Source organism: Anaerohalosphaeraceae bacterium (genome assembly GCA_037479115.1).
Classification (GTDB): domain Bacteria; phylum Planctomycetota; class Phycisphaerae; order Sedimentisphaerales; family Anaerohalosphaeraceae; genus JAHDQI01.
Map to the genome: position 1 here is coordinate 1 of JBBFLK010000028.1, position 12,486 is coordinate 12,486.

The window sequence follows — 12,486 nt, forward strand, 5'->3', positions numbered from 1 at the left end:
CCGACGAGATTGTAACAGCTCGTCTGGAGGCACGCTTTCATAAAATCATTCCCGCAAAGGCCTCGGTCATTCCCGCGAAGGCGGGAATCCAGTCTTTCCCCCGACTTGTCCTTCGAAGCTTCAGCGAAGAAGGAAGGCGGGAATCCAGGCCTTCTGCCTTCGTTTTGTCGGGAGATATTATAGACACTTGCTCATCAGGAGCAAAGAAGGATTGGAAAAGAAAAGGCCGACAGGGCTCTTTTTTAGATGGGAACCCCGCCGGCCTTTTGGAAACAAGGCGGAGAAAACCTTACTTCTTAAACCGAATCACCACCGCTCCAGCCACAGCCAGAAGACTCAGCGTGGACGGTTCCGGAACACACTCGTGGAGAATCACACCGTTCCAGATGCCCACGTTGCCCATCCCCTGTACATCGACGGACACCCACTCCGGATTGTAGTCAATCGGCAGCCAAATCTTTCCGCTGTCCCAGCGTCCGGGCTGGGTTCCGGGCGGAAGATGAAGTCTCCACTGCTCCGGATTCAGATTGTATTGCGGGTCCGAAAGCCGCTCGATGTACATTTCCGGGTCATAGCCGGGCGGGTCGGACCAAATCGGAGGTGTATTCTGCCCAACCCAGAGCCCGTTTGTCCAGTTGATGGTGATGAAAACATCTCCCGGCAGGTCCGGAATCAGCAGCTTGTAGTCAAAGAAGACGCGCACCCATTTGCCGCCGGGGATATAGGGGTCATTCCAAAACCATTGATTCCACCAGGGCAGGGGCTGAGGAGCATTCGGCTGGGGATACCGATACCAGGTGCTGTCATAGCCGGAATTGAGCTGGCGGTCCCAGGCGACCTGCTCCGGAGTGTACAGGTCGATTTGGAACAGACCTTCCCGGACCTGGCCGAGGGCTGCGGCAGTCAGCAGGAGAACGGCCGCCAGCTGAAGAATGACGCTTTTTTTGGTTTCCATACGTTTCAAACCCTCCAAAAAAGACTTTCTCTGTTCGGACTCGTATATGAAAAAAGCCCGCTGTCGCTGGTGTCTGCGCACGGCTTGAGGGGACTTGTTGCGGAGGCCCAAAACCGCAGAATCCGTCCGTATCTGCCGCAGAAAAAAGATGCCGTTGTATCGAAGCAAAAAATCAGGAGGTGAAAAAAGATTTTTACAAATGAGCAGTGCCGCTCGAGGAACCTCACTTTGATGATTAAGCTGACAATTTTACCTGCTTTGCCCGGAAATGCAAGGAAAAAATGGAAAATTTTTTCTGCGAAGGAAAAGGGCTCAAGCCCGCAGCGGTGTTTTAAGCGGATGTTTTTTCTCCGCATCTGCCGGCTTAGCGGCAAAAGAAAAGGTTTGACCAGGGAGCGGTTCTCCCTTAGGATGGTGCCGGTTTTCCGATTTTGGGTGTTCGGCAGGAAGGAAAAGAAAAACCGTTTTCTGGAAAAGAGGAGTCGATTATGATTGAAGTCCGTCAGCAGACGTGTGATAAATGCGAATATTATCTCCAAACCGCACCGGGTGCCGGGGAGTGCCGGCGGTATGCTCCAGCTCCCAACCGGACGATTTTTGTCACGCGTTCGGAGGCAACGGGCAGCTATAAGAATGATGTCCACTGGCCGAAGGTCTATGACAGCAACTGGTGCGGGGAGTTTAAGGCCAAAGCCAAGGCGTAACGCTTTCTGACGGACAGTTTTCCGAAAAAAGCGTTCGGGGGGAACAACGGTTTTCTGCTTTACTTGCGGATGCCGAAAGGCTACAATGCACCCTTCTTTTTACGATGCGGAAATCATGGAAAAAGTAGCCATATACGATACAACGCTGCGGGATGGGATGCAGGCCGAGGGCATCAGTTTTTCGCTGGAGGACAAGCTCCTCATCGCCCGAAAACTGGATGAATTCGGTATCGATTATATCGAAGGCGGGTTTCCTCTCAGCAATCCCAAGGAAGAGCAGTTTTTTGCCGCGATGGCGGAGCGGCCGCTTCAGCATGCCCAGCTGGCCGCTTTCGGAAGCACTCGCCGTGCCGGCCAGAAACCCGAAGAAGATGCCGGTTTGCAGGCCCTTCTGCGCTGCGGGGCCGGCGTGTTGACGATTGTCGGAAAAAGCTGGGACCTGCACGTGAAGGAAGTGCTCCGCTGCAGTCTGGAGGACAATCTTCGTCTTTGTTCCGATTCCGTTGCCTATCTGAAAAAACAGGGCCGTAAGGTCTTTTTTGACGCAGAGCATTTTTTTGACGGATATAAAAACAATCCGGAGTATGCCCTGAGCGTTCTTCAGGCCGTCGCCGAGGCCGGGGCGGATGTGCTGGTGCTTTGTGAAACCAACGGGGGCTGCCTTCCGACAGAGGTTTTTGACATTACGCAGACGGTTTGCCGGACCCTGAGCGGAGTGACCGTCGGCATTCATACGCATAACGATACGGAGTGCGCCGTGGCCAATTCTCTGGCGGCGGTGCAGGCGGGGGCCCGCCAGGTGCAGGGGACGATTAATGGGCTGGGGGAGCGAAGCGGCAATGCGAATCTGTGCTCAATCATTCCGAATCTGACGCTGAAGTTGGGGTATGAAACGGTCGGCCCGCAGCGGCTTGCAGGGCTCACGGAGCTGTCCCGCTTTGTTTTTGAAGTGGCCAACCTGCCGCCGATTCCCAATCTGCCGTATGTCGGCGAAAGCGCCTTTGCTCACAAAGGCGGGCTTCATATCGATGCACTCCGCAAAAATGAAAAGACGTATGAGCATATCCATCCGTCTCTGGTGGGCAACGAGCGCAAATTTCTGATTTCCGAGCTGTCCGGCTCCTCCAATGTGCTGGACAAGCTTGAGCGGAAAAAAATTACGGCTGATCGGCAGACAGCCGCCCGGATTCTCAAGGCGGTTCAGGACCTCGAAAACGCCGGATACCAGTTTGAAACGGCGGAGGCCAGTTTTGATTTGCTCGTGAAGAAGACCCTCGGCGAGTATGTTCCCTGTTTTGAGCTGCTCAAATATCATATTGATGTGGAGCGCAACCCCGACGGGACAATGGTCACAGAGGCTACCGTCAAGCTTCGGGTGGACGGGAAAGTCGAGCACGTTGTGGCGGAGGGAGACGGTCCGGTCAATGCGCTGGATACGGCTCTGCGCAAGGCCCTGGAGGGGTTTTATCCGTCGCTGCGGGAAATGTCGCTGGTGGATTACAAAGTCCGCGTAGTCAATGCCAAGGCGGGCACGGCCGCCAAAGTGCGTGTGGTGATTGAAAGCCGGGACCGCACCGACCTGTGGGGAACGGTGGGCGTTTCGGAGAATATCATCGAGGCCAGCTGGCTGGCCCTGGTGGACAGCGTGGAATACAAGCTGCTCAAAGACCGGCAGAAACAGAAGGCCGTATGCTGACGGCCCCGCGGTGGGGCCCCTTTCTTCCGGTGGCTTATAGAAAAGGGGAACACAAATGAATCGGCGAACTTTTTTAGGCACGTCGCTGGTGACCGGAGCCGCTTTTTCCAGTGCCCTCAAAGCGGCTGAACAATCCGCCTCCAGTCAAACCGGCCCGTTCAAGCTTCGGTATGCCCCCGAATTGGGACAATTCAGGCATCACGCCGGCGAAGACCCGATTGACCAGATTAAGTTTATGCATGAGCAGGGGTTCCGGGCGTTTTTTGACAACGGGCTGATGGGCAAAAGTCCGGATTTGCAGGAGAAAATCGCGAAGGCTGCCGCCCAATATGGGATGATGATAGGTCCCTTTGTCGCCGAAGCCCAGTTCGGCCAGCGGACGTTTGTGATGCCGTCCCGGTCGGTCCGCAATCAGCTGGTTTCCAAAATGAAGCAGGCCGTCGAGACGTCCAAACGCACCGGCGCCAAATGGGCCCTGGTGGTTCCCGGCCAGTATGACCAGAGTCTGGAGTGGGATTACCAGACGGCCAATGTCGTTGAAAACCTCAAGTATTGTGCGGAGGTCTGTGAGCCGGAAGGCCTTACGATTGTGATTGAGCCGCTGAATCCCAAGAGTCATCCGGGCCTGTTTTTAACAAAAGTCTCGCAGGCCTTTCAGATTTGTCAGGCCGTCGGCAGTCCCGCCTGTATGATTGTCAATGACCTCTTTCATCAGCAGATTACGGAAGGCAATCTGATACACAACATCGACACGGCCTGGAGCCGGATTGCGGCCTTTCATATCGGGGATGTGCCCGGTCGGATGGAGCCGACCACCGGCGAAATCAATTACCGGAATATCTTCAAGCACCTCTATCAGAAAAAGTATGAGGGGGTGCTTTGTATGGAGCACGGCACCAGCAAACCCGGCAAAGAAGGGGAGCTGGCTCGGATTCAGGCATATCGAATTTGTGATGCATTTGAACTGTAAAATCCGGGGGTGTATCCATGCGGTTTGGAACGGCTTTTGTTGCAGTGTGTCTCAGTATGCTGGCTTCCGGATGTGCGGAGCGAATCCGGCTGTTCAACGGCTACAATCTGGACGGCTGGAAGTTCTATACGGATGACCCGGGGGTGGTTGTGTCGCAGGTCTGGAGCATTCGGAACGGTGTTCTCCGCTGCGAAGGACGCCCCCACGGCTATCTGCGGACAACCCGACCGTTTTCCCACTACAAACTGACCCTCGAATGGCGCTGGCCGCAGGAGCCGACCAACAGCGGCGTTCTTGTGCACGGCTCGGGAGAGGACCGAATCTGGCCGACCTGTTATGAGGCACAGCTGCGAAGCGGGGATGCGGGCGACATTATAATTATCGGGGAGGAATTGTCGCTGACGGCGGACGGTCAGGTTCTTCGTCCGGAGGATTCCCGGTATCTGCGCCTGCCGCGCCGCCGGCCGTCCAGTGAGAAAAAACCGCCCCAGTGGAACCGATATGAAATCATCTGTCGGGACAATACGCTGGAGCTGATTGTAAACGGTGTGCGGCAGAATCGGGCCGAAGGCCTTTCTGCGGCGTCCGGTTTTATCGCGTTGCAGTCCGAAGGCTCCCCCATCGAGTTTCGCAATATCGTTCTTGAAAAGCTTCGATAACGGCGGAGAGCAGGGATAGAAAAAAAGACTTTTTGAAACAGGAGCAGACCCATGAATCCGCAAAATCCATCCAATCTGACGCGTCGGGATTTTCTGAAAACAACGGCGGCCGCCGCTTCCGTTTCGCTGTGGCCGTCGGCCTCTTCGCTGTTTGCCGCCGGACAGGAAAAAATCCGTCTGGCCCTGATCGGCTGCGGCGGACGAGGCAACGGAGCGTTAAAAGACTGTCTCCAGGCCGCCTCCTCGCTGGGCATGACGGCGGAAATTACCGCGGTGGCGGACTTTTTCAGGGACCGTGCGCAAAAGACCGCACAGGAGCATAAGGTCTCGCCGGAGCGATGTTTTGACGGTCCGCTGGCTTACCAGAAGGCCCTGGCCACAGAGGCGGATGTCGTGCTTCTGGTTGCGCCGCCGATCTTTCGTCCCCGCCATTTTGAAGCGGCGATAGCGGCCGGCAAGCATGTCTTTATGGAAAAGCCGGTTGCCGTGGATGCGCCGGGGTCCCGGAAGATTCTTGAAATCGGCAAAACCGCCGTTTCCAAAGGGCTGGCTGTATGTGTCGGTGCGCAGCGGAGGTATCAGGCGTCTTATCTGCAGACCAAATATGCAATTGACCAGGGGGCCATCGGAACCATTTTATCCGGTCAGGTCTGGTGGTGTATGGGGCATCTGTGGTTCAACAGACGGCGTCCCGGGGAAAGCGATGCCGATTATATGGTTCGCAACTGGGTCAGCTTCACGGAAATGTCGGGAGACCACATTGTCGAACAGCACTTCCATAATATTGACGTGGCCAACTGGTTCCTCGGCAAGACCCCTCGTCAGTGTGTCGGCTTCGGCGGCCGAGCCCGCCGAAAGACCGGCAACCAGTTTGATTTCTTCAGCGTCGATTACGACTACGGCGGCGGGGTTCATATCCACAGCATGTGCCGACAGGTGGACGGCTGCTACAATCGGGTGGCCGAATTTTTCACCGGCACGCAGGGCACCACGGCCGGAAGCGGTCCGGTCAATCCTTCCTCCGGCGCACGGCCGGATGTGCCGGACCTAAAACTGCATGAGAATCCGTATGTTCAGGAGCATATTTCGCTGCTCAAGAGCATCCGGGACGGCAAACCCCTGCAGGATGCCCAGTGGGCGGCGGAAACAAATCTAACGGCGATAATGGGGCGAATCAGTGCTTATACGGGTCAGTTGGTTCGCTGGCAGGACCTGACGGACCCGCAGTCCAGGAGCCCCTGGTACAATCTGGCTCTTTCTCCGACGGCGGAGGATTTCGAGAACGGCACGGTCAAAGCACCGGCGGATGATGTCTTTCCGATTCCGGGAACAGAGCCGAATGCCTGATTCGGGGGCGTTCGGCCCTCCGGCGTTTGGGGAGCTCATATATTGACTCGAAAGGGAAGAAGAGGCCGCCTTAGGCCTCTTTTTCCTGTTTGATGGGGCGGAAACGGCCCTGAGTTTTCCGGTTTTGCCGGGCGGCTTCTATGGCTTGTTCATAAAGGATCTGTTGGGCCCGAATGGGCTTGCCTTTGGTGTCTTTGAGTTTGTAGGAACCGTCGGGCAGAAGCTGCCAGGATTGACAGTTGTCTTCCATATACAGTTCGAGCATTTGAATGAGCCGTTTTTGGGGACCGGGGGCTGTAATCGGGAACAGCAGTTCCAGCCGTTTGTCCAGGTTTCGGCCCATCCAGTCGGCGCTGGCCAGATAAACCTCCGGGCGTCCGCCGTTGTCGAAGTACAGGATGCGGGCGTGTTCGAGAAAACGGTCCACGATGGAAACGACCTCGATGTTTTCGGACAGCCCTTTTACACCGGGCCGAAGGCAGCAGATTCCGCGGATATTCAGGCGGATTTTCACACCTGCCTGGGAAGCCCGATAAAGCGCCTGGCACATCTGCTTGTCTTCGAGTGCGTTGAGTTTGGCCATAATCAGCCCCGGGCGGTCCGGCGTGGAAAGCTGAATTTCCCGCTCAATCAGTTCGAGAAGCCGTTTTCGCATGGCCGTCGGGGCGATGACCAGTTTTGACCAGCCGACGGATTCGGACAGCCCCGTCAGGAGGTTGAAAAACGATGCGGTATCGCGAGCCAGGTCGGGGTCTGCGCTGATCAGGCCGATATCCGAATAAAGCCGGGCGGTTTTGTCGTTGTAATTGCCCGTTGACAGATGGACATACCGCTGGATGCGGCCCTGTTCCCGACGCACAATCAGCAGGGCCTTGGCATGGGTTTTCAATCCCATGACCCCGTAAATGACGATGCAGCCGGCATCTTCCAGACGGCGTGCCCATTGAATGTTTCGCTGCTCGTCAAACCTTGCCTTCAGCTCCACGAGCACGGTGACCTCTTTGCCGTTTTCGGCGGCTTTTTCGAGGGCCCGGATAATCGGAGAGTCGCCGCTGGTTCGGTACAGCGTCTGTTTGACCGCCAGCACCTGCGGGTCTTCAGCGGCTTCTTTGAGAAGGCGGACTACCGGGTCAAAGCTTTCGTACGGGTGCACCAGCAGAACATCATGGTCGCGGATGGTTTCCCACAAATCCTCATCTTCAGGCAAATCGGCCGGCGGCTGGGGCGGCCAGTCTGCAAGTTTGAGCCGTTCAAAACCCGGACGTTCGGCGATTTCCCACAGGCTGCGGGCGCCCAGCAGGGCATCGGTTTCATAGATGTCCGCCGGCTGAAGGTCCAGGTGTTCCTGAAGCCAGCGGAGCAGTTCCGGTGCGGGGTTGGAGGAAATCTGCAGCCGTACGGCTGCCCGCCGGAGCCGTTCACGCACCGCTTCTTCCATCGTTTCCAGCAGGTCGCCGGCTTCGTCCGTCTGAATCGGCACATCGGCATCTCGTGTAATCCGAAAACATCCAACGGAGCGAATGGTTCTGTTCGGGCACAGCATCCCGGCGAATTCAATAATCAATTCTTCCAGCGGAATCAGTGTGGTAGGTCCGGAAGAGGGGATGGCCGGAAAACGCTTGAAGATGTCCGGCACCGGAACAGCCAGAATGGACGGCGGCTGGTCTTTTTCCTGTGGCTCCAGGACCATCGCAACAAAAATCTGCAGGGCACTCAGCAGGGGCGGCGGGTCCAGTTCTGTCAGAGAGATGGGGGTTAATACCGGAAAGATTTCGGATTCAAAATAAGTCTTGAGGGCCGATTTCTGTTCGAGAGTCAGTTCCTTGCGGCGAAGGAGAATCAATCCGTTTTCCCGCAGCTCCGCAAAAACCTGATGCATTGTTCGGGCATGCTCGGCCACCATCTGATGGCAGCGGATGCTGATTTCTTCTAATTGCTCGGCGGGGGTTCTTCCGCTGGGGTCTTTTTTTCGGATGTCCGAAGCGGCCTGCTGGCGAAGACCGGCCACCCGAACCATAAAAAATTCATCCAGATTGGAGGCAAAAATCGCCAGGAATTTGACGCGCTCCAGCAGAGGCAGCTTGGGATTCTGGGCCTGCTGAAGCACGCGTCGATTGAATTCAAGCCAGCTGAGTTCTCGATTGAAAAACGAGTCCGGGCGGTTGAGTTTTTCTTCAGATTTCTTTCCCATGGATGCACCTATGTGCTGCTGAGCCAGCGAATTTTCAGACCATAGACGTCTTCAAAGAAGTCGGTTCCCAGTCCGATCGAGGGGGTTTTCAGGGATTGTTCGGAAAGGCCGGGAACCTCAATCGTCAGGCTGTCCTCCTGCAGAGTCAGACGCATTTGCTCAATCTGCCGCATTTCTTCAAGATCCATAGCTTTTGCCAGACGCAGCAGGGGGGCCAGTTTGTTGACGGCCAGGCGGTTTTCACGGGACAGATTCAGAAACTCCGTATGCGTCGGTTTGGGGGTGCCCCGCCGATGGTAGCGGGCAGTATGGGCGACAATCTGCACCTCTTCACGGCTTAATCCGAAAATTTCCGAATTGAGAATCAGATAAAGCGTATGTTTGTGATAGGCACGGGCCGAGACGAACATCCCGATTTCGTGGAGCAAGGCGGCGATTTCGAGAAGAAGGCGATGTCTGTCCGTAAGGCCGTGTTCAGATTTCAGGGCATCGAAGAGCCGAACGGCGCAGGCCGCCGTCCGCTGAGCATGGTCCAGATTGACCTTATATTTTTCCGCCAGCGAAAGAGCGGACTGGATTGCTTCCTGCCGAAAGGCCTGTTCCTGGCGTCCGCTGCTTCGTCGGGACAATTCAATCAGCAGGCCGTCCCGCATGGAAACGGACGAGACGAGCCATTCTTTGGCGGATGTGGCCTCCAGAAGCTCCTGGTAAATCAGCAGGGCCGGCACGAGGGTTTCCGCCTCTGTATAGGGCAGGTCGTACTGCCGAGCCAGCTGTTCAGGCGAAAAGCTCTTCAGTTTTTCCAGCAGACGTTTGAATTTGGAACGGGACACTTTCCGGAAAAAAGGATTGGGCAGGGGGGTCCCGATTTGGTCGGCTGCAAAACGGGCGTCGGCTCCGAGGGCCAGAAAGGTCTTGACGGACCGGAGCGGCATCAGGGATTCGAGCGGAGAGAGGATGGACTCGATTTCCCGTCGGATAAACTCAGAGGTCTGCATCCAGCTGCCGCCGGCCGGTTCGAGAATTTCCTGAAGCCGTATCGAGCCAAGTCCCAGCCCCTGGGACGCGGTAATCTGCCCATTTTTGAGAAAAGTGAGCATGGTGCTTCCGCCGCCGACTTCGGTAATCAGGGTCTGCTGTCCCATCAGAGACAGGTCATTTTTGAGGGCTTCCTGTACAGCCAGAACGGTCAGACGTCCCTGTTCCGTGGGGTCTAAAATATCCACTTCCAGACCGGTGCTCAGCAGGACCCGGTCCACAAAGACATCGGCGTTGCGGGCCTCCCGCAGGGCGCTGGTGGCGGCGGTCCAGATGCGCCGGGCGCCGTAAAAATCAATTCGCCGCTTAAATTCCCGCAAAATGCTGATGGCGGCCCGAATGGTATCCCGTTCGAGATGTCCGTGCCGAAAGGCATCGTGTCCGAGATTCACAGCCCGCTGGAGCCGCTCGAGGACTTCGACGCGTCCGTCCGACAAAACCTGGCCGATAGACATTCGAATGGAGTTTGTCCCGATATCGATTGCCGCCAGAATCGATGCATCCGGAGTTGAAATCGGTTTGCCGTCTTGTTCGGTCATAGCAATGGCAGTATCCATCTTTTTTTTGCTGCCGTCAATCCCAAATCATCGGGGTGCTTCACAGACAATCTTCACCGGCTGAGCCAGTATCTGGGCCAGTAGGTCAGATTTTTTTTGTGCAGCCTGCATTTCTTCAGACGCATCCTGGCGGCTTCGGCAGGAAAGAATCAGCAGCTGGCTGTTCCGGAGGGCCTGGATGTCCTGAATGCAGCTTTGATGACTGCTGTCCAGTCCGTCGGCAATCCGCAGGAGGGCGGCCAGGGCGGCGATGCGTTTCTGTTCGTCTGGACGCAGGTTGCTGTACACCGGATGGTCGTTTTTCGGCAGGGATTTTCGATGGTAGCGGGCGGTCAGAGCAATCCGGGTGCGTTCCTCCGGCGTCAGCGGCAGGGTGGCATCTTCCAGAATCATTCTCATCGATTGTTTGTGATGTCCCTGCTGCCCTGTACACCAGCCGATGTCGTGCAGGATTGCCGCACATTGGAGTATAAAGCGGTCCGACTCATCGAGTTTTAAGGTCTCTGCAAACAGGTCAAAAAGTTTCATGGAAAGCCGATGCACCTGCTGACGGTGCTCTCTTTCAGCACCGCAGCGGTCTGCGAAGGATTCCGCCTGTGCAATGATTTCAAGCCGGGGATTGTCCATACGTTTGCTGGAGAGGGATTGCATTCGAAGAAGCGGCAGCTTCCGCCAGTTGGTCCCAGAATCTGTCTTTTTCCAGTTTTCGACAGTAGGCGGAAGCCTCTCGGTACAGGACCTGCCATTGCTGTTTTCGGTTCCGGCGCAGGAACTCAATCCCGGGCTCAAGTCTTTTAAAAGGACGGGCGTGCCCGAAGTACTCCTGGGTGCGTTTTTCTTCGTCTGTAGAAAATTGTTCGATTTGTTCCAGCCATACGGCGCAGTCATTTAAATCGCCCAGAAGGGTCTGCATTTTCTTGAGCGGCTGAATCCATCGCCCGCCCTCCTCTTGGAAAACAGGCTGAAGAATCTCGAGGGTATAACGGAGCCGCTTGACGGCAATCCGCAGCCGGTGATGCCCCTGGATGTTTTCTTTTTCCTGCAGGCAGGGAAGAAGGGCGAGCGTGCGCTCCATTGCTTCCCGCACAGCGGTCTTGGCCAGGTCCGCCGCAGACGGCAGCCCGGATGCTGGAGCCGGCCCCTGCATCTGCTTGAGCCGTTCCGTTTCGGCGAAAATTTCCGACAAAATATTTTCTCGACGGAAACGGTCAATGCTTTTCAGAAGACGTTTTTGGAATCGCTGCCGCTGCTGTCGAAGACGAAGCAGCAGCCGTTTCAGGCCGGGCAGTACATCCTTTTTTGACGGGGGGATTTGGGGTAAAAAGTCATTCAGAAACTGGATCTGCACGTCGAGGTCGCGTGCCTTTTGAAAACCCTTTAGGAGTCGTTTGCTTTCTTTTCGCCAGCGTCGGAGGAGTTTTTTGTCCAGACAGACGGCAAAAAGACGCAGCGCCGTGCGGAGCCGCCGGCAGGCAACTCGGACCTGATGGACCGGTTCGATGTCCTCGGCCTGCAGAGTCCCTTCCAAATTCTTGGCGATTGCCTCTGCATACCGGCAGAGAGTCTGCCCGGCCAGTTCATATATCGATTGATTGATTTGCTGTTCCATCAAGGTTTATTGTAGCCGATCGACCGGAGGAGAGCAAGAAAGGCGGATGGTTAGAAATCAATAAAAAAAGGATTCAGAGAATTCTCTGAATCCTTTGGAAACGTACAGTCAGAGGAAAAAGACAACGGTCTTATTTTCTGCGAATCAGAGCCAGTCCGCCCAGACCCAGCAGAGCCATTGTTGCCGGTTCCGGAACAGGAGTCGGTGAAACACACAGCGTAAAGAACGACAGCATATTGGGGTTGTTTGTGTACACGGTGAAACTGGCGCTCTGGCCCTGGCCGATAGGATTGCCGTAGAAGTAGAAATCAACAGTGCTCGGCGTTACAATCCAGCTGGCTCCGGGAATATTTGTTGTGGTTCCCTCTTCGGAGAAGAACGCACCGGCGCCGACGATTTGGAAGTGGAAATCACCCCACGGCTGACAACCCGTATTTGTGACATTCAGTGTAATCAGTCCTTTCCAGGGGTCCGCCTCATTGTGAATTAAATCTTTTTGCTGTCCTAATGAGAGATTTTCTTCAAATAACTCAAAGTGTGCCGAAGCGAAGGAAGCCATTGCAAGAAGTGCCGCCAGAAGAATTGTCTTTTTCATCCTAACCTCCCGTCCATTCTCATAATCCTCTTCCGTTTTTCAGGCAGGCAAATTTAATTTGCCTCCTCCGTACAACTACGGAATTACTTTATCGGAACGCGTCTTCTTTGTCAAGAGAAAAAAAGACTTTTTCTGTATATTAACTTTTCTCTATATCGAGATTTC

Annotated in this window: 11 protein-coding genes; 5 read left to right on the forward strand and 6 right to left on the reverse strand. The window is 55.4% G+C overall.

The window, feature by feature from the left end:
- Positions 1–289: 289 nt before the first annotated feature.
- Complete coding sequence (locus WHS88_11170; protein MEJ5260737.1) at positions 290–955, reverse strand: PEP-CTERM sorting domain-containing protein; 666 nt, start codon at positions 953–955, stop codon at positions 290–292.
- A gap of 488 nt (positions 956–1,443) precedes the next feature.
- Here WHS88_11170 and WHS88_11175 point away from each other — a divergent pair, with 488 nt between their 5' ends.
- The 5 genes from WHS88_11175 (at position 1,444) to WHS88_11195 (ending at position 6,331) form a co-directional block, all read left to right on the forward strand.
- Positions 1,444–1,659 carry a hypothetical protein gene (locus WHS88_11175; GenBank protein ID MEJ5260738.1) on the forward strand — a complete coding sequence of 72 codons (216 nt, stop codon included), beginning with the start codon at positions 1,444–1,446 and terminating at the stop codon, positions 1,657–1,659.
- Between the two features lie 115 nt (positions 1,660–1,774).
- Positions 1,775–3,355, forward strand: a complete 1,581-nt coding sequence (gene cimA / locus WHS88_11180; protein MEJ5260739.1) for a citramalate synthase — start codon at positions 1,775–1,777, stop codon at positions 3,353–3,355.
- A gap of 55 nt (positions 3,356–3,410) precedes the next feature.
- Positions 3,411–4,325 carry a TIM barrel protein gene (locus WHS88_11185; protein ID MEJ5260740.1) on the forward strand — a complete coding sequence of 305 codons (915 nt, stop codon included), beginning with the start codon at positions 3,411–3,413 and terminating at the stop codon, positions 4,323–4,325.
- 17 nt (positions 4,326–4,342) lie between these two features.
- Positions 4,343–4,984, forward strand: a complete 642-nt coding sequence (locus WHS88_11190) for a DUF1080 domain-containing protein (GenBank protein MEJ5260741.1) — start codon at positions 4,343–4,345, stop codon at positions 4,982–4,984.
- Positions 4,985–5,035: 51 nt separating this feature from the next.
- Positions 5,036–6,331 (forward strand): Gfo/Idh/MocA family oxidoreductase, encoded by a 1,296-nt coding sequence (locus WHS88_11195; protein ID MEJ5260742.1) that lies wholly within the window; start codon positions 5,036–5,038, stop codon positions 6,329–6,331.
- A gap of 70 nt (positions 6,332–6,401) precedes the next feature.
- On the opposite strand, the gene ppk1 is transcribed toward WHS88_11195, so the two are convergent.
- From ppk1 to WHS88_11220, 5 genes are all read right to left on the reverse strand, one after another.
- Positions 6,402–8,522 (reverse strand): polyphosphate kinase 1, encoded by a 2,121-nt coding sequence (gene ppk1, locus WHS88_11200; protein ID MEJ5260743.1) that lies wholly within the window; start codon positions 8,520–8,522, stop codon positions 6,402–6,404.
- 8 nt (positions 8,523–8,530) lie between these two features.
- A complete protein-coding gene (locus WHS88_11205; GenBank protein MEJ5260744.1) occupies positions 8,531–10,117 on the reverse strand; it encodes a Ppx/GppA phosphatase family protein in 1,587 nt (528 codons plus the stop codon).
- A gap of 27 nt (positions 10,118–10,144) precedes the next feature.
- A complete protein-coding gene (locus tag WHS88_11210) occupies positions 10,145–10,744 on the reverse strand; it encodes an HD domain-containing protein (GenBank protein ID MEJ5260745.1) in 600 nt (199 codons plus the stop codon).
- A complete protein-coding gene (locus WHS88_11215; GenBank protein MEJ5260746.1) occupies positions 10,725–11,726 on the reverse strand; it encodes a CHAD domain-containing protein in 1,002 nt (333 codons plus the stop codon). The genes WHS88_11210 and WHS88_11215 overlap by 20 nt, the downstream gene beginning before the upstream one ends.
- A 130-nt stretch (positions 11,727–11,856) precedes the next feature.
- Positions 11,857–12,321 (reverse strand): PEP-CTERM sorting domain-containing protein, encoded by a 465-nt coding sequence (locus WHS88_11220; GenBank protein ID MEJ5260747.1) that lies wholly within the window; start codon positions 12,319–12,321, stop codon positions 11,857–11,859.
- Positions 12,322–12,486: the final 165 nt, after the last annotated feature.

What these genes read in the sequence shown, in the direction of transcription:
- WHS88_11205 (MEJ5260744.1), bottom strand. Translation starts at nt 10,117, where the DNA reads ATGGATACTGCCATTGCTATGACCGAACAAGACGGCAAACCGATTTCA.
- ppk1 (MEJ5260743.1), bottom strand. Translation starts at nt 8,522, where the DNA reads ATGGGAAAGAAATCTGAAGAAAAACTCAACCGCCCGGACTCGTTTTTC.
- cimA (MEJ5260739.1), top strand. Translation starts at nt 1,775, where the DNA reads ATGGAAAAAGTAGCCATATACGATACAACGCTGCGGGATGGGATGCAG.
- WHS88_11185 (MEJ5260740.1), top strand. Translation starts at nt 3,411, where the DNA reads ATGAATCGGCGAACTTTTTTAGGCACGTCGCTGGTGACCGGAGCCGCT.
- WHS88_11195 (MEJ5260742.1), top strand. Translation starts at nt 5,036, where the DNA reads ATGAATCCGCAAAATCCATCCAATCTGACGCGTCGGGATTTTCTGAAA.
- WHS88_11170 (MEJ5260737.1), bottom strand. Translation starts at nt 955, where the DNA reads ATGGAAACCAAAAAAAGCGTCATTCTTCAGCTGGCGGCCGTTCTCCTG.
- WHS88_11175 (MEJ5260738.1), top strand. Translation starts at nt 1,444, where the DNA reads ATGATTGAAGTCCGTCAGCAGACGTGTGATAAATGCGAATATTATCTC.
- WHS88_11215 (MEJ5260746.1), bottom strand. Translation starts at nt 11,726, where the DNA reads ATGGAACAGCAAATCAATCAATCGATATATGAACTGGCCGGGCAGACT.
- WHS88_11190 (MEJ5260741.1), top strand. Translation starts at nt 4,343, where the DNA reads ATGCGGTTTGGAACGGCTTTTGTTGCAGTGTGTCTCAGTATGCTGGCT.
- WHS88_11210 (MEJ5260745.1), bottom strand. Translation starts at nt 10,744, where the DNA reads ATGGACAATCCCCGGCTTGAAATCATTGCACAGGCGGAATCCTTCGCA.
- WHS88_11220 (MEJ5260747.1), bottom strand. Translation starts at nt 12,321, where the DNA reads ATGAAAAAGACAATTCTTCTGGCGGCACTTCTTGCAATGGCTTCCTTC.